General features: G+C 74.8%; 17 protein-coding genes. 11 read left to right on the top strand and 6 right to left on the bottom strand.

The window, feature by feature from the left end; genetic code table 11:
- Positions 1-153: 153 nt before the first annotated feature.
- The 3 genes from amrb99_RS16745 (at position 154) to amrb99_RS16735 (ending at position 2,602) form a co-directional block, all read left to right on the top strand.
- Positions 154-1,125 carry an RNA polymerase sigma-70 factor gene (locus tag amrb99_RS16745; RefSeq protein WP_190856891.1) on the top strand — a complete coding sequence of 324 codons (972 nt, stop codon included), beginning with the start codon at positions 154-156 and terminating at the stop codon, positions 1,123-1,125.
- A 209-nt stretch (positions 1,126-1,334) separates the two neighbouring features.
- Positions 1,335-2,108: a nuclear transport factor 2 family protein gene (locus amrb99_RS16740; RefSeq protein WP_190856890.1), complete on the top strand. Its 774-nt coding sequence runs from the start codon at positions 1,335-1,337 to the stop codon at positions 2,106-2,108.
- Positions 2,105-2,602: an Ohr family peroxiredoxin gene (locus tag amrb99_RS16735; protein WP_190856889.1), complete on the top strand. Its 498-nt coding sequence runs from the start codon at positions 2,105-2,107 to the stop codon at positions 2,600-2,602. Before amrb99_RS16740 ends, amrb99_RS16735 begins: the two co-directional genes overlap by 4 nt.
- Positions 2,603-2,609: 7 nt before the next feature.
- On the opposite strand, the gene amrb99_RS16730 is transcribed toward amrb99_RS16735, so the two are convergent.
- On the bottom strand, positions 2,610-4,211 hold the full coding sequence (locus amrb99_RS16730) for a protein kinase (RefSeq protein WP_190856888.1): 1,602 nt from the start codon (positions 4,209-4,211) through the stop codon (positions 2,610-2,612).
- Positions 4,212-4,440: 229 nt separating this feature from the next.
- Here amrb99_RS16730 and amrb99_RS16725 point away from each other — a divergent pair, with 229 nt between their 5' ends.
- The gene (locus amrb99_RS16725; RefSeq protein WP_190856887.1) at positions 4,441-5,211 is read left to right on the top strand and encodes an NAD(P)-binding domain-containing protein; all 771 of its coding nucleotides are present in this window, start codon (positions 4,441-4,443) and stop codon (positions 5,209-5,211) included.
- Complete coding sequence (locus tag amrb99_RS16720; protein ID WP_190856886.1) at positions 5,208-5,996, top strand: class I SAM-dependent methyltransferase; 789 nt, start codon at positions 5,208-5,210, stop codon at positions 5,994-5,996. The genes amrb99_RS16725 and amrb99_RS16720 overlap by 4 nt, the downstream gene beginning before the upstream one ends.
- A gap of 40 nt (positions 5,997-6,036) precedes the next feature.
- Here amrb99_RS16720 and amrb99_RS16715 read toward each other — a convergent pair whose 3' ends face one another.
- The 3 genes from amrb99_RS16715 to amrb99_RS16705 form a co-directional block, all read right to left on the bottom strand.
- Positions 6,037-7,023, bottom strand: a complete 987-nt coding sequence (locus amrb99_RS16715) for a tetratricopeptide repeat protein (RefSeq protein WP_190856885.1) — start codon at positions 7,021-7,023, stop codon at positions 6,037-6,039.
- 155 nt (positions 7,024-7,178) lie between these two features.
- Complete coding sequence (locus amrb99_RS16710) at positions 7,179-7,817, bottom strand: hypothetical protein (protein WP_190856884.1); 639 nt, start codon at positions 7,815-7,817, stop codon at positions 7,179-7,181.
- A 180-nt stretch (positions 7,818-7,997) separates the two neighbouring features.
- The gene (locus amrb99_RS16705; RefSeq protein WP_190856883.1) at positions 7,998-8,369 is read right to left on the bottom strand and encodes a DoxX family protein; all 372 of its coding nucleotides are present in this window, start codon (positions 8,367-8,369) and stop codon (positions 7,998-8,000) included.
- A gap of 328 nt (positions 8,370-8,697) precedes the next feature.
- Between amrb99_RS16705 and amrb99_RS16700 the strand changes: the two genes are divergently transcribed.
- From amrb99_RS16700 to amrb99_RS16675, 6 genes are all read left to right on the top strand, one after another.
- Positions 8,698-9,855: an aminotransferase class I/II-fold pyridoxal phosphate-dependent enzyme gene (locus tag amrb99_RS16700; RefSeq protein WP_190856882.1), complete on the top strand. Its 1,158-nt coding sequence runs from the start codon at positions 8,698-8,700 to the stop codon at positions 9,853-9,855.
- 88 nt (positions 9,856-9,943) lie between these two features.
- A complete protein-coding gene (locus amrb99_RS16695; protein WP_190856881.1) occupies positions 9,944-10,633 on the top strand; it encodes a hypothetical protein in 690 nt (229 codons plus the stop codon).
- A 214-nt stretch (positions 10,634-10,847) separates the two neighbouring features.
- Positions 10,848-12,719 (top strand): hypothetical protein, encoded by a 1,872-nt coding sequence (locus amrb99_RS16690; RefSeq protein WP_190856880.1) that lies wholly within the window; start codon positions 10,848-10,850, stop codon positions 12,717-12,719.
- A 21-nt stretch (positions 12,720-12,740) separates the two neighbouring features.
- Complete coding sequence (locus tag amrb99_RS16685) at positions 12,741-13,721, top strand: AAA family ATPase (RefSeq protein ID WP_190856915.1); 981 nt, start codon at positions 12,741-12,743, stop codon at positions 13,719-13,721.
- Positions 13,722-13,725: 4 nt separating this feature from the next.
- Positions 13,726-14,865: a DUF58 domain-containing protein gene (locus amrb99_RS16680; protein WP_190856879.1), complete on the top strand. Its 1,140-nt coding sequence runs from the start codon at positions 13,726-13,728 to the stop codon at positions 14,863-14,865.
- The gene (locus amrb99_RS16675) at positions 14,862-17,075 is read left to right on the top strand and encodes a transglutaminase domain-containing protein (protein WP_190856878.1); all 2,214 of its coding nucleotides are present in this window, start codon (positions 14,862-14,864) and stop codon (positions 17,073-17,075) included. Before amrb99_RS16680 ends, amrb99_RS16675 begins: the two co-directional genes overlap by 4 nt.
- Here the strand turns inward: amrb99_RS16675 and amrb99_RS16670 are convergent.
- Positions 17,051-18,832 carry a hypothetical protein gene (locus amrb99_RS16670; protein WP_190856877.1) on the bottom strand — a complete coding sequence of 594 codons (1,782 nt, stop codon included), beginning with the start codon at positions 18,830-18,832 and terminating at the stop codon, positions 17,051-17,053. The two genes, amrb99_RS16675 and amrb99_RS16670, sit on opposite strands and share 25 nt — an antisense overlap.
- Complete coding sequence (locus amrb99_RS16665; RefSeq protein WP_190856876.1) at positions 18,832-20,061, bottom strand: hypothetical protein; 1,230 nt, start codon at positions 20,059-20,061, stop codon at positions 18,832-18,834. The genes amrb99_RS16670 and amrb99_RS16665 overlap by 1 nt, the downstream gene beginning before the upstream one ends.
- Positions 20,062-20,102: the final 41 nt, after the last annotated feature.

Here is a 20,102-nt window from a genome sequence, read left to right as displayed (position 1 = left end):
TTGAGCCGGGTGTCCGCCCGATCCCGCGCGCGGGATCGGGCGGACGGCGGGCCGGCGGCGGGCGGCTGTCACAGAACGCGGGGCCGCCTTGTCTGAGCTGTGCGAGGGCGGGTGCGACCGGACCCGGCCCGCGATCCGGAACGGGGGGCGATCATGGCGGCGGACGGCGGACCGGACGGCGACCCGGCGGCGGGCGATCCGAGGGCGGGCGGCCCGGCGGCGGGCGACTCGGGGGCGGACGCCTCGGGGGCGGCGGGCGATCTCGACCACGCCAGCGCGGTCTTCGGCGAGGTGCGGCCGCGCCTGTTCGGCATCGCCTACCGGATGCTGGGCAGCGCCGCCGAGGCCGAGGACCTGGTGCAGGACGTCTGGCTGCGGTGGCAGACCTACGACCGCGCCGCCGTGGCCGACCCCGCGGCGTTCCTCGCGACGACGACCACGCGGCTGGCGATCAACGTCCTGAAGTCCGCGCGCGTCCGCCGGGAGACCTACGTCGGGCCCTGGCTGCCCGAACCCGTCGACACCGGCGCCGACCCGCACCTCGGCGCCGAACGCGGCGAGGCGCTCAACCTCGCGGTGCTGATGCTGCTGGAGCGGCTCTCGCCGACCGAGCGCGCCGCCTACGTCCTGCGCGAGGCGTTCGACTACCCGTACCCGCAGATCGCCGCGATCGTGCAGGTCGGCGAGGCGGCGGCCCGGCAGCTCGTCAGCCGGGCCCGCAAGCACCTGCGGTCCGGGCGGCGGGCGCCGGTGACCGGGGCCGAGCAGCGCCGGCTGCTGACCGCCTTCGTCGCCGCCGCCCGCGCCGGCGACCTCGCCGCGCTGGAGGAGCTCCTCGCCGCGGACGCGGTCAGCTACTCCGACGGCGGCGGCGCGGCGCGCGCCTCCCGCTTCCCCGTGGTGGGCGCGGTCCGCGTCGCCAAGTACGTCAGGGCGTTCGCGTCCCGGTTCTGGGAGGGCGTCGACGTGGAATGGGCCACCGTCAACGGGCAGGCGGCCGCCCTGCTCCGGCGCGACGGCGAGGTCTTCACCGTCCTCACCGTCGACGCCTCCGACCGCGGCATCGGCCGGATCATGTGGATGATGAACCCCGCCAAGATCGCCGCAGTGTCCGGCGCCGCCTGACCGGCGCCGCCCGACCGGCGCGCGGCCTCGGTCACAACGGGGGCCTCCGTCCTGTCTTAACTGGCGACGTCCGACCGGCGGCATATCCGCCGGCGACCGAGCGAAGTGAGGACGAACGTGCGGACGATCCCGGCGGCCGGCGGCCGCTCCGCAGACCCGGGCGCGCCCCGCCTCCCGGCGCCCCCGCCCGGCCGCGAGGGCGGCCGCCGGTGACCGGCCCGGGCGGCACCGTGTCGCTGGCGGAGATGCTCGACGAGCGGCGGCACCTGCTGGACATCGCCGAGTGGATGTTCGGCGCGGACGCCGCCGACCGGATCGTCCACGAGACGTACCGCCGCTGGTACGCGCTCGACGACGACGAGCGCGCGGGCATCGCCGTGCCCCGGGCGTGGCTGACGCGGGTCGCGGGCGGCATCTGCCTGGACCTCCTCGCCGCCGGCGGCCGCACCGAAGGCCGCGACATCGCCGTGCGCGGGGAGGAGGTCCGCCGGCCCGGGCCCGCGATCGATCCCGTCACCGCCTGGCTGCGGCGCCATCCCGAGCGGGACCACGCCGGCGAGGCCCTGCTCGCGAGGCACGACGGCGTGGTGCGCCGGTTCGCCGCAGCGTGCGGCACCGGGGACACGGCGGCGCTGACGTCCGTCCTCGCCGCCGACGCGATCGTGGTCAGCGACGGCGGCGGGAAGGTGCGCGCCGCCGCCCACCCCGCGCACGGCGCGGACGCCGTCGCCCGCTTCATGACGGCCCTGCTCGCCGGACGGCCCCGGACCGTCGTGACCGTCCGGTCCGTCAACGGCCGCACCGGGCTCGTCCTGCACCGTGCGGGCCGCACCGTGGCGGTGGTCGGCGTGAGCACCGCCGGCACGGCGGTCACCGCCGTCTGGATCACGCTGAACCCCGACAAGCTGCGGCGCTGGCACCGTCCCGAGCACGACGCTCCGCCCGGCTCCGCCGCTTCCGGACGGGACCGGGGGGTCGGATGAGCGACCCGAGCCCCGTCCCGGCCCTCTCTCCGGACGACGACTACGACGGCGCCGCGTTCGCGCCGATCTACACCGCCCGGGTCGGCGTGAGCGGCGGCGCCTCCGCCCACGGCCGCGCGACCGGCCGGGCCCGCTCGTCCGACGGCGCCCTCGACCTGGAACTGCACCCGCCACGGGAACTGGGCGGCGACGCGGCGGGCCCCAACCCCGAGCAGCTCTTCGCGACGGCCGTCGCCGCCTGCCTGCACGGCGCGCTCAGCCTGCTCGCCCGGCGGCACGCGCTCGACCCCGCGCCGATCCGGGTGGACGCGTCCGTGTCGTTCGGCCGCGACCCCGCCGACGGCGGTTACCTGCTGCGCACCGAATTGCTCGTGGAATGGCCCGAGGTCGACCGCTCGACGGCCGCCGAATTGCTGGCGAAAGCAGCCGGACTCTGCCCCTACGTGAAAATGACCCGCCAGGGGGCGCCGTCCACGATCCGCCTCGCTCCCTGAAGAACCGTCAGGAGTCGGACGGGACCGTCGTGACGACCTTCCCCTGGGCGTTCGCCGCGAGGTAGCCGCCGCCGTAGTCGTCGGTGAAGTAGACCATCATGGTCGGCCGGTCGCCGTTGAAGGTCCAGGACGCCTTGACGATCACGTATTTGTTCGTCGGCTTCGGCACCTTCAGTGTGCGCGCGGCCCGGGTCATGAGTCCCGGTAGGGCGTTCCAGTTGAATGCGCTCAGGTTGACTTTGGCGTTATCGGTGATGCCGACGCTGGGACCGCCCTTGACGGCGGCGTCGGCGCCCTTCTCGTAGGTGTAGTTGTCGAACGCGCCGCGCCGGCCGCGGACCGGCGCGTCGGCGGTCGCGCGGCCCTCGTAGACCGTCATCTCCGCGAACTGCCGGGAGCCCGACGCCGCCTCGAACTTCTTGATCACGCCACGGATGGCGGCCGGGGTGAGCAGGGTCTTCGGCCCGGCGGCCGCCGTCGCGGGGCCCGGGTCGCCGCCGGCGTCCACCGGACCGGTCGGGAGGCCCGCGCCGTTCGCCGCGTCGCGGGTCTCGTCGAGCAGCTTGGGGACGAAGACGACGGCCGCCACGAGCAGCACCGCCGCCGCGCAGGCCAGCGGCACGACGATCGCGCCGATGACGAGGCCCGTCCGCCGCCGCTGCCCCGGCGGGCGCGCGGGGACCGTCCCCGGGAACGCGCCCGGGTCCGTGCCGGGTCCGGCGTGCTGGACGGGCGGAGGAAGCGGCGGGGACGGCGGAGGCGGCGCCGCGGTCTGCCGGGCGTCCTCCGCCTGGGCCAGCATCTGGTCCAGTTCGGCCGCCGTAGGCCGGGCGGCGGGGTCGGCCACCAGCAGCGCCTGCAGTGCGCGCGCGAGCGGACCGGCCTGCTGCGGCGGCGGGATCCGGGCGGCCATCACCGCCGCCAGCGTCGCCACCGCCGTCGGCCGGCGCAGCGGGTTCCGGCCCTCGACCGCCACGTACAGCAGCAGGCCGAGCGACCACAGGTCCGAGGCCGGATCGCCCTCGCGGCCGTGCAGCCGCTCCGGCGCGATGTACTCCGGCGAGCCCACGAGCCCGCCGGTGGCCGTGACCCGCGACGCCTCCTCCAGCACCGCGATGCCGAAGTCGGTCAGGACCGCCGTGCCGTCCGTGCGCAGCAGGACGTTCGCGGGCTTCACGTCCCGGTGGCAGATGCCCGCCTCGTGCGCGGCGCGCAGGGCCGCCAGGATCCCGCGCCCGATCGCCGCCGCCTCCGCGGGCGGCAGCGGCCCCTCCGCGAGCCGGTCCTGGAGCGACCGCCCAGGGACGAGCTCCATCACGAGCCACGGGTGCGGCATGTCGGGCGAGTCCACGATGTGGTGGATGGTCACCACGTTCGGGTGGTGGAGCCGGGCCAGCGCGCGCGCCTCGCGCATCACCCGCTCGCGCATCATCTCCGCGACCGCCGGATCGCCCTCGGACGGGTCGGCTCCGGCGAGCCGCACCTCCTTCAGCGCGACCTCGCGGTGCAGGGCGAGGTCGAACGCGCGCCAGACCGTCCCCATCCCGCCGCTGCCGAGCCGTCCTCGCAGCTCGAAGCGCCCGTCGATCACCGTCTGTCCAGAGGTCACGCCGGACAGCCTAGAACCACCGATCACCGGAAAACGGTCCAACCGGACAACATCTCGCCCGGTCACGGCGCCGCCGCCCCCGGCGCCGAGGTGCTCCCGCCGGCCCGGCCGCGCCGGCGCTCGCCGATCGCGCGAAATCCTTGCGTCCGCACGCGAGAATCCTCAATCGCGTCGAGCGGACGTTCGAATAGCGTCGGCGGGGAGAACCACGCCCACCAGGGAGGACGCAATGAGGAGCATCGGCATCATCGGAGTGGGCGAGATCGGCCGGGCCATCACGGAGGGCCTGTGCGACGGAGCCGAGCGACCGCCCGAGGTGCTCCTGTCCCCGCGCGGCGCCCGCACGGCCGCCGAGCTGGCCGAACGCTACGAGACCGTCCGGGTCTGCACCGGCAACCAGGCCGTGGTGGACCGCTCCGACATCGTGATCATCGCCGTCCGGGGCCAGGACCGGCACGACGCGCTCGCGGGCCTCACCGTGGACGGCGGCAAGATCGTGATCAACGTGATGGCGGGGGTCGGCAACGACGACCTGCGCCGGACGCTCGGCACCGGCGCCGCGCTGGTGCGGGCGATCCCCCTGCCCGCCGTCCGCGAGCGCCGCTCCGTCACGGTGACCTGCCCGTCCCATCCGGTGGTGGACGCCCTCTTCGAGCGCCTGGGCGGGGCGCTCCCCGTCGAGGACGAGGCGTCCTTCAACGTCTTCTCCGCCCTCACCGGGACGCTGACCACCCACTACTCGTATCTCGCCGCGCTCACGTCCTGGGCCGCCGGCCACGGCATCGCCCCCGGCGCCGCGGACGCCTACGTCCGGAGCCTCTTCCAGGGCGTCGGCCGTTCCCTGGGCGACGAGACCCGCACCCTGCACCGGCTCGCCGCCGACCACGAGACCCCGAAGGGCAACAACGAGCGCATCCGCACCACCTGGTTCACCCCGGCCAACTCCGAAGCCCTCGGCAGGGCCCTCGACGACCTCCTCACCGTCCTTGACGGACAATGAGCGATGTGGCGGTCAACTTCGGCCCGACGGCCCACGACTACGCGAGGTACCGGACGGGGTTCCCGCCCGAGTTGTTCGACCGGCTGGCCGCGTCCGGAGTGGGGCTGCCCGGCCAGCGCGTCGTCGACCTGGGCACGGGGACGGGCGTCCTGGCGCGCGCCTTCGCCGCCGCCGGCTGCACGGTGGCCGGAGTGGACGTCGCCCCCGAACTCCTCGCGGAGGCGGAACGGCGCGGCGCAGGTGAGGCCGCGGTGTCCTACCACCGCGCTCCGGCGGAGGACACCGGCCTGCCCGCCGGAGCCTGGGACGTGGTGAGCGCGGGCCAGTGCTGGCACTGGTTCGACCGCCCGCGCGCCATCGCCGAGGCCCGCCGCCTCCTCACCACGGGTGGTGCGCTGGTCATCTGCTACCGCGACTTCTCGACCGAGCCCGGCACCGTCGCCGCCGCGAGCCTCGAACTGGCCTGCGCCTACAACCCCGACTGGCCGGAGGTCGGCGGCCTCGCCGAGAACCCGCACTGGCGCGACGAACTGACCGCGGCCGGGTTCGACGACCTGCACGGCTTCGCCTTCGACACGGTGGTGCCCTTCACCCACGAGGCGTGGCGGGGACGCATGCGCAGCGCCAGCGGCATCGGCGCCACCCTGCCGCCCGACCGGATCAGCGCCTTCGACGCCGACCTCGCCCGGCTCCTGCACGACCGCTTCCCCGACCAGCCACTCCAGATCCCCCACCGCATCCAAGCCCTAACAGCCAAACAAACCCCCCACCCCCCAACCCCTTAACGCAAGGAGTCCTCGACGGCGGGCCAGAGCCGTACCAGCATCATTCGCCCTGCTGGCATCGGCGGGCCGCCGCCACGAGCTCGGCGGGCAGGCCAGGCCCGAGACATGCATGATCGATCAGCAGGCGGAGGTAAGGGTCGCCGGGCGCCTGCGACGCCAGCTCGATGAGCTCGCCGAGATCGGCCGCCGAACCGGTCAGCCGAGCCCGATAGGCGGCCCCGGCCGCGCGAAGGGCGGGCTCCGCCGGCTCGTGTCGCAGGCCTTGATCGGTCAGCCGCACCGCGTCGGCGAAGTCGCCCTGTTCGGCCCGCAGGTCGGCCAAGTCGAGATAGAGGGACCAGTTCGTCGGGTCCAGGGAGAGCGCGCGCCCGAACGCCGCCGCGCTCTGAGCCCGATCACCCGCCTTGCGCCACGTCCCGGCCCGCACCACCTCGGTCAGCATGATCCGCCCGATGGAGTCGGCCTTGTCGCAGAGGGCGAACGAGCCGTCGATGAGGCCGCACGCCCTCAGCAGGATCGCCATCCTGGCCAGCGCCTCCGGCTGCGGCGAGCGGGCGGTGACCACGTCGATGGCATGGAACCAGGGCCGGAACCGCTCGCGCATCGCGTCGGTGTCCAGCTCGCGGCCATGGTCCATCGTCCGCATCGCGGCCTCGGCCAGCGCGTCGGCGCTCACGGCACCGAGGAACCGCTCGTCGCCGAACCACGGGGCCGCGGCCCATGCGATCTCGGGCCGCGCGCCCGTGACCGCCCCGATCGCGACCGCCGCCTCGTCCATCTCCCCTTCGAGGAAGCGGATGTACGACTGCGCCAGCACCAGGCTCAGCGAACTCGCGCCGCGGACGACCCGGGCCAGCTCTGACGGCTGGTCCTTCCACATCTCGGCGAGCGTCGCATATGGTTCGGGCTCCTGAGGCGCGGAGGCGATGGCACTCGCGAGATAGTGCAGGGCCTCTTCCGGGCTGCCGCCGCAGTGCGCCAGCACCCGTGCGAGACCGGCTTCAGCCGAGACCGATCGATTCGACATTGTCCGAGCATAGCCGGACCAGGTTGAAGCGGCGCTCGCTTCAACCTGAATGCTTATCGGGGGCGGCCGTGGGTGGTGTGCCAGGGGTGGAAGTTAAGGGGCCGCGCATCGTCGTCCGGCCGATTCCGTCCGCTCTTACCGGCCTTTTGAGGGGGTCAGTAATAGCGGCTCAGGACCATCGTGACCGGATTCGTTCCGGCGAAGTTCACGTTGTTGCTCCAGACGGAGTGGAAGGTGGTGCCGCCCTTGGAGGAGTACATTTCGAACCGGCCGGCGGCGGAGCGGTCGTTCTGCCTGGCGTCGGTTCCGCGAGCGAAGACCTCCAGGGTGACGGTGTCGTCGCCGTCGATGGCCACCACCGCCGCCGCATGGTACGGGTACATCGATCCCGCCACGGTCGACACGATCACGTACGCCTCGTTGTAGTCGGGGTGTGCCTTCCCGTCCGTCCTCTCCTGTCCCCGGCGCGCTTTCGCGATCCGGATGTTGTCGGCCTCGCTCTTGCCGAACAGAAGGCCCTCGACGTGCGTGTAGTCGCCGCCCAGGTCGAGCGGCCCGTCGTAGATGATCTCCTCGGCCGTGTGCAGGCAGTCCCGCAGGAACCGCCGGACCGGCTGGTACTGGACGTACTTGGTCCCGTTGTACTGCACGGAGTCCAGTTCGGCGGTGCAGTAGTGAGGCTGTTCGGCGTTCTTCGGGTGGACGTACAGGCGCAGCGGCTCGTACTGCGCGACGATATAGTGCCCGTTCTCGCTCAGGCTCGCGGACTTGTTCTTGATCGTGATCTGTTGCACCGGAACCCCCTATGTGCGACCGGCCTTATGAAGTGTCCTCGCCCTGCCTCTCCGCGAGACCTTTCCGCACGGCGACATTCGGGTGCGTGCATGGCCGGGTGTGGTCGGTACGCGTCCGCCGAAAACAGGTGACCGGGAATTTGAAGCCTGTGCCGGGTGCCGGTTTTCGGCGGGGGAGCGCTACCAGTGGTACGGGCCGAAGCGGCCCCAGGCGGCGAGGACGGAGAGGACCAGCAGGAAGCCGGTGATCCCCAGCGCCGACGGCTCCTTGCGCCGGATGTGCAGGGCCGCCGCCAGGACCAGCAGCACCGCGAACCCCGACGCGGCGGCCGGTGTCAGCACGGGCGCGATCCCGGTGGCGCCCGGCAGGATCAGCCCGAGCGCCCCCAGCAGCTCCACCACGCCGATGAACCACACCGCCGCCTGGGAGAAGTCCTCCATCCACTGGTACCTGCCGACCAGCTTGGCCTTCGGCTGGGCGACCTTGGCCAGGCCGGACATCGCGAACAGGGCGGCCAGGACCGCCTGCACGATCCACAAGAACACGTTCATCGAACTCTCCTTCTCCGTCGCCGTCCGGATCCCGCCGTGGGATCCCACCGGTCCGACAACGCAGCGTCCGGGAACGTGAGGCGGCGCGCCCGGCCTCGGACTCAGGCCGGTCCGCCGGACCGGAGAACGGCGGCGCCACCTCCGTCTTCCTCACCGCCGGGGCGCCCGTGCGGTGGCGGTGACCAGGGACGATCCCGTTCCGCGCCGGCGCACCCGGCGGCGCGGGCATCTGCGACGGGGGGTTGCGGTTCTCCGCCACCGCCGAACGGTTCTACAGGGACGGCGGTCGTGCCGGTCGGGTCGACGCGTCGGAGAGAGTAAGGAACCCATGTCGGAACTCGGTGTCACCGGGGATGCCCCGCCGGCGCGAAGGCAGGACGCGATGGAGGAGATCACCAGGCTGGCGCGGCCGGAGATCCTCGAGATGGCCTCCTCCGGACCGGGGCGGACGGCGCAGCGGGAGGGCGACGTCCACACCCGGCTCGACGCCAACGAGAACCCGTACCCCCCGTTCCCCGCCGGCGTGGACGCCCTGCCGCACAACCGCTACCCGGAGGCGCAGCCGGGGCACCTGCTCGACCGCTTCGCCGACTGCTTCGGCACCCCCCGGGACCGCATGCTGATCACCCGGGGCGTCGACGAGGCGACGGACCTGCTGGTCCGCGCCTTCTGCACGGCCGGGCGGGACGCCATCCTGGTCTGCCCGCCCGTCTTCGGCCGGCACGCGGTCTCCGCCCGGCTCCAGTCCGTCGCGATCCATGAGGTGCCGCTGCGCAAGGACGCCGGCTTCGAACTCGACCCCGAGCGGATCCTGGCCGTGCACCGGTCCGATCCGGGGCTGAAGGTGCTGTTCCTGTGCACGCCCAACGACCCGACGGGGAACCTGGTCCGGCGGGCGGACGTGCTGGAGCTCTCCTCGCGCCTGCTCGGGAAGGCGCTGGTCGTCGCCGACCAGACCTATGTCGAGTACTCGGGGGACGCGCCGCTGTCCCGCGAGATCGACGCGCATCCCAACCTCGTCGTGCTGCGGACGCTGTCGAAGGAGTACAGCCTCGCGGGCGAGCAGGTGGGGATCGCCATCGCCCATCCGGCGGTGGTGGGCATCCTCGGGCGGATCGCCATCCCGCGCCCCCTGACCCAGTCGACGATCGCCACCGTCGCGGCCGCCGTCAGCCCGGCCGGGATCGAGTACGCGCGCGCCAACATCGGCCGCGTGCTCGGCGAGCGCCGGCGGGTCGAGGACGCGCTGGCCGCGCTGCCCGGCGTCCGCGTCCACCCCAGTGACGCCAACTTCCTGCTGGTCGACGTCGCCCGGCCGGAGGAGCTCACGCACCGGATGCGGGAGGCCGGCATCCGGATCCTCGACTGCAGCGCCGTCCCCGGTGTCGGGGACTCCGTGCGCATCAGCATCGGCACCTACCGGCAGAACCAGGCCATGCTCGCGGTCCTGCGAGCGCACGCCGCGACGTCCGGCGCCCCCGGATGAGACGGGGCGAGGCATCCGGCCGGCGCGGTCCCGGTCACCAACCACGACAGGGCGCCCGCTGCCCGCGCCCGCGACTTCTTGAGGGAACATGAGCATCACGCAGCAGCAGAAGTCGGAGATCATCATCTCCCCGGACCTCTTCGAGGTCACCGAGTCCGGCATGGCCGGCGACGAGTTCGCGGAACCGGGAAGCGGCGTCGAGCACCGGTTCGTCACCGGGGCCTGGGAGGTGACAATGCGCTGGGCCGTGCCGGCCGCCGCCGGCCCGGCCGAGATGGTGATCAGGGCCGCGCCGGGAGCCGCCGCCGAGGAGACCGACCAGGGCATCACGGTCGACGTCCTGCGCACGATCCCGCTGGCGCGGATCTCCAGGGTGGCGAAGGCCCAGGCGAGCATGGTGCAGAGGATGGCCCGCGAGGACTGCTTCTCCGAGACCATCGACAGGATGGCCCGCCACATCAACCGCTCGGCGCGCTCGGTGCGGCGCCCCGGGAGGGCGGGCCGGCCGGACGAGTTCTTCGCGATCGTCGCCGCCATCTACTCGTGGTACGTCGACCTCGGCTACTCCGACCCGGTGCGCAAGGTGGAGGAGGTCACCGGGTGCAGCTGGCGGGGTGTGGCGAACTGGATCCGGCTGGCCCGGAAGAAGGGGATGCTCGCCGAGGCGAATCCCGGACGGCCCGGCGGGGTGCTCACCGACCGGGCGGTGCGGATCCTGGAGGCCCGGGAGTACCGCTTCAGCGAGGTCCTCGGACGGTACTTCCTGGAAGACGACTGATCTCCGCTGCTCCCGGGTGACGGGGACGGGCGGTCCGGCGGTTGCCGAAACCCCCGTCCTCCGGACAGTCGGTCTATAGCGCGGCCGGCCGTCCACCGACCGGTTCAGCACGCACCTCTGATCTGTGGAGAAGACCTGCCGTGATGGCTGTCGACATGCCCTCCGAGGAGCCGGTGCAGCGGCGGTGGGGGCACGCAACGAGGGGATGGCTGTGATGGGGCGGAAGAAGGTCGCCGCCGCGATGCGCGCGCGGGCCGGCTGGTGGGCCGCGGCCCTGGTGCTCAGCGCCGCGCTGGTGGCCACCCTGCTGGGCGGGGGCCGGTCCGGCCTCGCCATCGCGGCCTCCGACGGCAGCGCCTGGCTGTGGAGCCGGACGGCGGGCGAGGTGGACCGGGTCAACCCCGACAGCGGCAAGGTCGAGCAGCGCCGCCAGGTGACCGACGCCCGCGGCCACCGGGTGCAGGTCACGCAGAACGACCGGTACCTGCTCATCCACGACCTGGACACCGGCCGCGTGTCGTCGCTCAACCTCAACGGGCTGGGCTTCTCGGGGAAGCTGGACATCGGCACCCGCGGCGATCCGCACCTGGCGATGGGCGGTGCGTCCGCCGCGCTGATCGAGCGCACCTCCGGTGCGGTGCGCGCGCTCGACCCGTCCACGCTGCGTCCCGTGGGCCCGGTGCTGCAACTGCCCGGTCCGCTCGTCGGCGGCGAGTTCGACGACGCCGGGCTGCTGTGGGTGGCGGTGCCCGGGCAGGGCACCGCCGTCGCCCTGAAGGTCACCGACAAGGGCGCCAGCATCGTCCACACGGCGGGGGTCGCCGACCCCGGCCACGACCTGGCGGTGACCGTGCTGGACCGCGGCGCGCTCGTGGTGGACCGCGGCGGGCGGGCCCTGGTGGTCGCGACGGGCGACGGCACCCGCAAGGTCCCGGTGTCCGTGCCGCTCGACGGCGCGATGGTGCCGGACCGCACGCACGGCGCGCTCGCCGCGGTCACCGTGCCCGCCGCGGGCTCGGTGGTCACGCTCGGCGACGTCCGCAAGGGCGGCCCGGTCCGGTCGTTCCCGCTGAGCGACCCCGTCCAGGAGCCCGCCGTTCCCTTCGCCGGCAAGGTGTACCTCCCCGTCCGGAACACGGGGCAGGTCCGGGTGTTCGAGCCGACGGGGCGGCAGACCGGTGTGCTGAACATGCCGTCCGGGCGCGGCGACCTGGAGGTGCAGGTCCGCGAGGGCAACCTGTTCGTGAACGCGCCGGGGAGCACGGACGCCCTGGTCGTCGGCGACGACGGGGTGGCCCGCACGATCGGCAAGTACCCGGGCGGATCCGGGCACGGCGGAGACGGCCCGGACACGCCCGGCGGCGGCGAGAGCAGCCCGCCCCAGGTGCCGGTCCCGCCCGCCGATCCGGTCTTCCCGAACCCGTTCGACCCGGGCCAGCCGCGGCAGACGCCCGAGCTGCCGTTGCCCACCAAGCCCGGCAAGCCGTGGAAGCACGCTCCGACCGAACCCGCGGACCCGTCGCCGACACCGGCGAGGCCCAGCGGACCCGCCCCGTCGCTTCCGCTGCCCACGCGGGGGCCCTCGACGTCACCGTCGTCGCCGTCCACGGGCACGACCCCGTCCGCGCCGTCCACCGGTTCGAAGCCGTCGAGCAGGCCGACGACCTCCAAGCCGTCGAGCAGGCCGACGACGAGCAAGCCGTCGAGCACGCCCACGACGTCCAAGCCGAAGCCGAAGCCCACGCAGACCAGGAACCCGTACACGCCGCAGCAGGTCTGCAACGCGTCCGCGGGCGGCAACTACAAGATCCAGCGGTCGACGCCGTTCGCGGGCGGGCGGATCTACCAGCTCTACAGCGCCACCACGAAGAACAACTGCGCGGTCACGATGAAGACCACGAACATCGGCAAGGGCACCAGCGTCTGGGTCCGCCTGCAGAGCCAGACCGGCAAGGTCGCGAGCGACAGCGGCACCTTCAAGTACTACGCCGGGCCGGTCTTCGTCCATGCGCCCGGCATCTGCGTCCGCTACTCGGGCGGCGCGTCCGGCGCGAGCGCCTCGTCCGGCTGGGCCAACTGCGGCTAGAAGGGGTACCCAGTGAGCACCATGACCGCTACGCCCGCGATTCCCCCGGAGGGGGCGCTGCGGGTGGCCGACGCCTTCGACCGGATGGCCGAGGGCGTCCAGAAGGCGGCACGCTGCGATCCCGCCACGGTGCGCCTGATCCTCACCGCGTTCGCCGCGGGCGGGCACATCCTGCTGGAGGACCTGCCCGGCATGGGCAAGACGACGCTGGCCCGCGCGCTCGCGGCGGTGACCGGCGGGACGGTCGGCCGCGTGCAGTGCACCCCCGACCTGCTGCCCTCCGACATCACCGGCGTGACGATCTTCAACGAGAGCACCCGGGAGTTCGAGTTCCACCCCGGCCCGGTGTTCGCCAACGTCGTCATCGTGGACGAGATCAACCGGACCTCGCCCAAGACGCAGTCGGCGCTCCTGGAGGTCATGCAGGAGGAGCAGGTCACGGTGGACGGGAAGGCGCACCCGGTACCGCGCCCGTTCCTCGTGGTGGCGACGCAGAACCCGGTCGACCTGGAGGGGACCTTCCCGCTGCCCGAGGCCCAGCTCGACCGCTTCCTGATGCGGCTGTCGCTCGGATACCCGGGCGAGGACGCGGAGATGGCGCTGCTGCGCGGCTCGGCCCTGACCGTCCCCGAGGACCTGACCCCGGTGCTCGACACCGAGGCGATGGCGTGGCTCGGCCCGACCGCCGACAGCGTCGCGTTCGCCGACCCCGTCTACGAGTACGTGCTGCGCCTGGCCCAGCGCACCCGGCGGCATCCGCACCTGCGGGCCGGGGTGTCGCTGCGGGCGTCGATCGCGCTGTGCGGTGCGGCGCGGATGTACGCGCTGGCGCACGGCCGCAGCTACGTCACGCCGGACGACGTCAAGACCCTGGCGGGGCCGGTGTGGGCGCACCGGCTGGTGCCGATGTCGGGCGCCACGACCGCCGCCGAGGCCGCGGAGCTGCTGGACGGCATCCTGGCCGAGGTCCCCGTCCCGGTTCCGCAGGGGAACGGGCGCTAGGAGCATGGCAGGCGGCACTCCCCGCCCCACGGCCCGCGGCTGGGGGCTGCTCGCGTCCGGAGCCGTGCTGTGCGGCGGCGGCCTCGGCCTGGGCTACCTGGTCCCGGGCGTGCTGGGCGCCCTCGCCGTCCTCGCCGTCGTGCTGGCGGTGCCCGTCGCCGGACGGCCGCCGGCCGCGCGGGTCCGCCGCCGGGCCACGGCCTCGCGGGTCCGCGCCGGCTCGGCCGTCACCGTCGTCCTGGACATCGAGCCGGGCGGCGACGGCCGCAGCGCCGTCGCCGAACGCGTCGCCGGCCCCGGCCCGGCGGTCGTCCTGCCGCTCGGTACCGCCCGCCCCCGGATCCGGTACCTGCTGTCGGCGCCGCGGCGCGGCGCGGTCGAGGCCGGTCCGCTCAGCCTGGTCCGCACCGACCCGCTGGGCCTGGTGCGCGCGGTCCGGGCGGCCGACGACGTGCCGGTCCGGCTGCTGGTGCACCCGCGCCACTACCGCCTCGCCGTCGTGCCCGCCGCGGGCGGCGGCGGGCGGGACACCTCGTCGGCGTCGGTCCGCGCCTCCGAGGGGGCCTTCGCCGGGCTGCGCGAGCACGTGCCCGGCGACGACGTCCGGCAGATCCACTGGCGCACCTCGGCGCGGCGCGGGCGGCTGATGGTCCGCGAGCACATGGACTCCGCCAGCCCCGGCATGACCGTGCTGGTCGACGACCGGTACGGGCCCGCCGAGCTGGACGCCCTCGCGGAGGCCGCGGCCTCGATCGTGGCGTCCGCCCCGGACGTCCCCGTCGAGCTGCGGCTGGCCGGCGGCGCGCGGTCGCCCGCGACGGCGGGGACGACCGCGCACCTCGACGTGCTCGCCGAGGCCAGGGCCCGGCCCGGGGCCGACTTCCCGGCCGCCTGCGCCGGGCTGCGGTCCGCGCCGTCCGGACCGGCGGTCGTCCTGCTGTCCACCCGGGCGGCGGCCGAGGACGTCGCCGCCGCGATGCGGGTGCTCGCCGCGCGGCGCACCCTCTCGCTGGTCGGCCTGATCGGACCCGGCGGCCCCGGCGACGGGATGCCCGCGCCGTACGCGGGAGCGCGGCTCCTGCGCGCCCCCGACGCGGCCGGCTTCGCCGCGCAGTGGAACGAGAGCCGCTGGTGGGCGCGGTGAGCGTCGCCTCCCGCGGCGTGCCGGCGTCCGCCGCGGTCGCGCTGGCCGCCGCCGCCTCGGCGCCGCTGCTGGCCGCGGGCTACGACCGGCCGCTCCCGGCGTTCGCGGTGCTGGCCGCCACCGCGGTCCTGGCCGTCGCGGTGACGTCGGCGGTGCACCGGCTGACGCGCGGGATCGGACCCGCCGCGATCCCGGCCGGGCTGCCAGCGGCCGCGGTCTGGCTCGTCGCGCTCGCCGCCTGGGCGCCCGGACCCGTCAAGGGCCCGGTGCCCGCCGCCGTCGACGCGGTGCTGCACTCCGGCGCGCGCATCCTCACCACCGCGCCGCACGCCCCAGCGACCGTGGACCTGCTGGCGTTCCCGGTGGCGGCGGTCTGGCTGGCCGGCGCGATCGCGACGGTGCTGCGCCGCGACGGCCGCGTCCTGCCGGCGCTGCTGCCCGGCGCGGTGGTCCTGTGCGGTGCCGCGGCGCTCAACCCCCGAGCGGGCGGGCCGGGCTACTGGTCGGCCGCCCTGGCCGCCGTCGCCGCGGCCGTGCTGCTGCTGACCGCTCCGCAGGCGCGTCCGGACACCGCCAGCGCCGGGCTCGCCGTGCCGCTGCCCGGCATGGAACCCGCGGCCGGGAAGCGCCGGTGGCGCGCGCGCATCGGTGCCGTGGCCGCCGCCGCGGCGTGCGTGGTGGCGCTGCCCGGCGCCGTCTACGCGGCCGCCGCGTCCGGGGCGCTGGACGGCTGGCCCGCACGGGCGGAGGACCCGCGCAAGGCCGCCGCCCCGGAGACGCCGGTCGAGCTCCGCAACCCGCTCTCCTACCTGTCGTCCTGGTCCGCCCAGCCCGACGCGCCCCTGATGCAGGTGAAGGGGCCGCGGACGAGCCTGCGATGGGTCGCGCTCGGCGAGTTCACCGGACCGGTCTGGCTGCCCGACAGCACCTACCGCCCCGGCGGGTCCGTTCTGCCGCCCGCGGCGGGCACGCCCCCGAAGACGGTGCGGACCACGGTCCGCGTCTCGGTCAGCGGCCTGCCCGGCCAGTGGGTGCCGGTCCCCGGCACCGCCACCCGCGTGAACGGCATCGGCGTCGGCGCCGACGAGGAGTCCGGCACGCTGCTGTCCTCGGACGGCCCGGTCGCCGGGCGGACGTACTCGGCGACCGGCGACGTCCCCGACTGGAGCGGCCGGCAGGCGGACCACGCGTCCGCGGCCTCCGGCTCCGGGTACGACCGCTACCTCCGGCTGCCGCCCGGCGCGCCGCCGAAGCTGGCCGACATCGCCCTCGCCGCCGCCGGGGACGGCACCGCGTACCAGCGCGCGTCCCGCCTCGCCGAGTACCTGCGCAAGTCCTACACCTTCGAGCCGGGCGCCCCGAGCGGGCACGGCTACAAGGAGCTCTCCCGGCTGCTGGTGGCACCGGGCAAGAAGGGCGGCGGCGCGACGTCCGAGCAGTTCGCCAGCGCGTTCGCCGTGCTCGCGCGGGAGGCCGGGCTCCCGAGCCGGGTGGTGGTCGGGTTCGGGCCGGGCAGCGGCGGCGACGACCGGGTGGTCCGCACCGGCGACGCGGTGGCCTGGGGCGAGATCCGCTTCGAGGGCCTCGGCTGGGTGCCGTTCGACCCGAACCCGCGCACGCGCTCGCAGGCGGCCACGAAGCCGCGCTCCGTCGCGCAGGCGGAGGGCGACCGGGCCCACCCGAGCGCGGCCCCCAGCCAGGACGCCGCCGGCGACGGCGCGGGCCGGCACGGACGGTCGCGGTCAGGCGGCGCGGGCGGGACGCTCCTGCTCGTCCTCCCCGGGATCCTGCTGGTCGCCCTGCTGGCCGTGCTGCTGGGCGTCCCGTCGCTGCGGGCGATCCGGTTCCGGCGGCTGCGCCGGGGCCCCGCGCCCGGCCGGATCCTGGCGGCGTGGACCGAGCTGCTGGTGGCGATGCGCATCGCGGGCCTGACCGTGCCCGCGTCCGCCACCGCCCCCGAGATGTCGGAGCGGCTCGCCCGGGAGCTGCCGAACGCCGACCCAGCGCGGCTGCGCAGGATGGCCGGGCTGGTGGACGCCGCCGGGTTCGGCGGGGCGGTCACCCCGGACGACGCGGCGTTCGCGGTCGCGGAGGTCCGCTCCCTGGCCGCCGGGCTGCGGCGCTCCCGGCCGCTCCCGCGCCGCCTGACCTGGTGGTGGGACCCGCGCGCACCGCTCTGGGCGGCTCAGCCCTCCCGCTTGCCGCGGTGAGTGCAGATGGGCTTTGCGTAGGCGACCCGGTCGACGTCCACGACGGCGACGACCGTCAGGCAGTACTCCACGCTCGGGTTCAGGGCGGCGACCACGACCTTCGTGGCTCCCTGCTGGGTGTTGGCCAGGGTCGAGGGCCGCTGCCCCGCCGGGCCGCCGACCACGTAGAACGCGGCCTTGCCGCCGCTGGCGTCCTTCCAGCTGACCTCGATCGAGATCCGGCTGTCGACGATGCGCACCCCGGTCGGCTTGTACTGCTCGGCCGGCCGGACCGCCGTGGGCTTGGACGTCGGGGCCTGGGACGCGCCGCCAGAGGACGTGGGGGCCGGAGACTTGGCCCCCGGAGACGTGGGAGCGGGTGAATCGGGCGAGGACGCGGGGGACGTGGCCGCCTCCGGGCGCCCCTTCTCCTTCCCCGGCCCGACCGCCAGCACGGCCGCGGCCATCAGCCCCGCGACGAGCACGAACACCGCCCCGGCCATCAGCACGATCCTGCCGCGGCCACGCGAGCCCGCCGGCGCCGCCGCCCCCTGTGCAGGGACGGGCGCGGGCGGTACCGGCGGCGGCCCGCCCTGCCATCCAGGCCCCGGCGGCATGGCCGCATAGTGGTCGGCTTCCGGCTGAGGACCGGCGTAGTGGTCGGGCTCCGGCGCCGTCTCCTTCCACATCCAGTCGGTGCCACCCTGCGGCTCGGCGCGGGTCTCCGCCGAACCGGGGGAGTAGCTCTCCGCCTGGCCCGGGGAGTAGTTCTCGGCCTGGCTCGGGGAGTAGTTCTCGGCGGGGCTGGGGGAGTACGGCTCGGCGGGGCCGGGGGAGTAAGGCTCGGCGACGGTCTCCGCCGGGTCGGGCGAGAACGGCTCGGCGCGGGTCTCGGCCGCCACGAAGGGGAGCGGCTCGGCGCGGGTCTCGGCGACGTCCCGGTGGTCGTGCCCGTGGTCGTGCCCGTGCTCGTACTCGGGCAGGGCTTCCTGCTCGCGGCTCTCCGGCGGGCCCTGCTCGCCGGCGACGAGGACGTCCTGGAAGCCCTCGTCCTCCTCGCGTTCTTCGTGCTCTTCGTATTCTCCGTGCGCCTCGTATTCTCCGCGCTCCTCGTCGTCCGAAGCGTCCTCGTCGTCCTCGTACTCGTATTCGTACTGGGCGTCGTCTTCCGGCGCCTCGTACTCCGGCAGGTCGTCCGGGTCGTCCTCGTCGGCGTCGTGGACGGGAGGCGGCTCTTCGGCGGGCGCGGCCTGCGGCTGGGGCTGGGCGGCCACGGGCGGAGCGGGCACGTGCGGAGCGGGGACGGGCTCGGCGTGCATCGGCGCGGGAGTGGCCCACGCGGCCGGCGGCGGCTCGTAGATGAGTTCGCGCCGGGGAGGAGGCGGCGGCTCGGACGGGCGCCTCTGCTGAGGCGCCGGCGGAGCGCCCGTCCCGGAGAGCAGGTCCAGCAGCTGCGCCATGGTCAGCGGTCCGGTGTCCGCCATGACCCGCGGGTCGAAGACGTCGCCGCGCTCGCTGAAGACGGAGTGGACGAGCACGGCGAACCCGCTCGCCGCCAACCCGTTGGCGAGGACCGCCACCCCCGCGTCGGGGAGGTCCTCGTCGAAGTCCGGGCCGAACATGAACGTGGCCGGAGCGGCGACCCTGCCGCTCTGGGACAGCTCCCGCAGCGCGGTCGCGGACGCGACGTCGAACACCGCCGGGAACCGGCCGGTGTTCCGCAGCTTCCGCGCGAGGTCCGGATGCCCCGCCACGATGACGTTGGGCGCAGTTGCCATCACAGTTTCCTCAGTGCTCCCGCGATCTCGGCGTCCGTACGTGAGGAGGCCGGGCGGACGGCCTCCGGGCGGGCGGTCTCCGGGCGGCCGGTCTCCGGCTGCGGGGGCCGCACCTCGACCCGCTCGGGCGTGCCCTCCAGGACCGGGAGGCCGGCCGTGGCGGCGCGCAGGCCCGCGACGGCGACGCGGTCGACATCGCCCAGCATGATGTCGTAGGCGATGTCCCGCACGGCCCCGGCGCCGAACGACGCGTCGATCAGCCCGCCGATGGCCTCGCGGAGCACCTGCCGGTAGGACTCGAACCGGACGGAGCCGACGACCGCCGGATTCCACGTCAGCTCGTCGCGCAGGTGGATGAGCAGCCCGCCGGTCACCGGGTCGAGCCGGTCCAGATCGATCTCCGCGACGACGTCGCCCCGGGCCGCGGGGGTCCCGTCGCCGGTGGCCAGGCGGACCGGCACCGGGAACGCGACGCCGCCGGACGACGGGCCCGGCTCGCCCGCGACGTGCCCTGGCGCGGGCGGCGTCTCGAAGCGGCCGAGCCCGGACAGCAGGCGGAAGGCCGCCAGCTCATGGGCGCTGTTGAGGGCCAGCGCGGTGGCGCGGGTCAGCGTCTCGAGCTCGCCGGGCCTGCGGGCGAGGTAGCCGCTGAAGGCGTAGGCGACGAGCCGCCGCCGTACCGGGGAGCGCAGGAAGACGCGCAGCCGGACCCCCGACGTCGGGATCTTGAACTCGGCGTCGGTGTCGGCGGCGGCCGTCCGGGCGTGCCCTCCGCCGACCGTCCCGGCGAGCCTGCCGACGAGGTCCAGGCCCGCCCCGTCCCGCCCGTCCGTGACCGCCAGGACGTACAGGTCGCCCTCCAGCTCGACGATCAGCTCGTCGCCGAGGACCGCCGAGAACGCGCGCGCCGCCTCGGCCAGCTCCCGCAGCGTCGCGCGGGGCATCCGGGGCCGCAGCACGGTGCTCCGGGTCACCGTCGTCGTGCCGACGGTGTTCTCGACCTGCTCGACCTCCCGCTCGGCCTGCCGCGCGGTGTAGTCGCGCAGGCTGAAGGCGACCACCTCGTCGTCCGTCCGCACGGCGCAGGTGGCCTTCAGCGCCCGCTTGGCGCTCAGCGGGTAGGGCGTCCGGTCCCGGGCGTACCGGGTGGCGTCCACGAACAGCGGGACATCGTCGCCGACCGCCCGCCGGAGGTAGAACTCTTCTTTGATCCGCGAGGTGGGAGTCACGGTGCCCTTCCGCGTCCGGCCGCCTGCCAGGTGATCGGGTC

The organism is Actinomadura sp. RB99 (assembly GCF_014706005.1).
GTDB lineage: Bacteria > Actinomycetota > Actinomycetes > Streptosporangiales > Streptosporangiaceae > Spirillospora.
This window is presented reverse-complemented; position numbering and strand designations above follow the sequence as displayed.

What these genes read in the sequence shown, in the direction of transcription:
- amrb99_RS16745 (WP_190856891.1), top strand. Translation starts at nt 154, where the DNA reads ATGGCGGCGGACGGCGGACCGGACGGCGACCCGGCGGCGGGCGATCCG.
- amrb99_RS16735 (WP_190856889.1), top strand. Translation starts at nt 2,105, where the DNA reads ATGAGCGACCCGAGCCCCGTCCCGGCCCTCTCTCCGGACGACGACTAC.
- amrb99_RS16725 (WP_190856887.1), top strand. Translation starts at nt 4,441, where the DNA reads ATGAGGAGCATCGGCATCATCGGAGTGGGCGAGATCGGCCGGGCCATC.
- amrb99_RS16720 (WP_190856886.1), top strand. Translation starts at nt 5,208, where the DNA reads ATGAGCGATGTGGCGGTCAACTTCGGCCCGACGGCCCACGACTACGCG.
- amrb99_RS16715 (WP_190856885.1), bottom strand. Translation starts at nt 7,023, where the DNA reads ATGTCGAATCGATCGGTCTCGGCTGAAGCCGGTCTCGCACGGGTGCTG.
- amrb99_RS16705 (WP_190856883.1), bottom strand. Translation starts at nt 8,369, where the DNA reads ATGAACGTGTTCTTGTGGATCGTGCAGGCGGTCCTGGCCGCCCTGTTC.
- amrb99_RS16700 (WP_190856882.1), top strand. Translation starts at nt 8,698, where the DNA reads ATGTCGGAACTCGGTGTCACCGGGGATGCCCCGCCGGCGCGAAGGCAG.
- amrb99_RS16695 (WP_190856881.1), top strand. Translation starts at nt 9,944, where the DNA reads ATGAGCATCACGCAGCAGCAGAAGTCGGAGATCATCATCTCCCCGGAC.
- amrb99_RS16690 (WP_190856880.1), top strand. Translation starts at nt 10,848, where the DNA reads ATGGGGCGGAAGAAGGTCGCCGCCGCGATGCGCGCGCGGGCCGGCTGG.
- amrb99_RS16685 (WP_190856915.1), top strand. Translation starts at nt 12,741, where the DNA reads ATGACCGCTACGCCCGCGATTCCCCCGGAGGGGGCGCTGCGGGTGGCC.
- amrb99_RS16680 (WP_190856879.1), top strand. Translation starts at nt 13,726, where the DNA reads ATGGCAGGCGGCACTCCCCGCCCCACGGCCCGCGGCTGGGGGCTGCTC.
- amrb99_RS16670 (WP_190856877.1), bottom strand. Translation starts at nt 18,832, where the DNA reads ATGGCAACTGCGCCCAACGTCATCGTGGCGGGGCATCCGGACCTCGCG.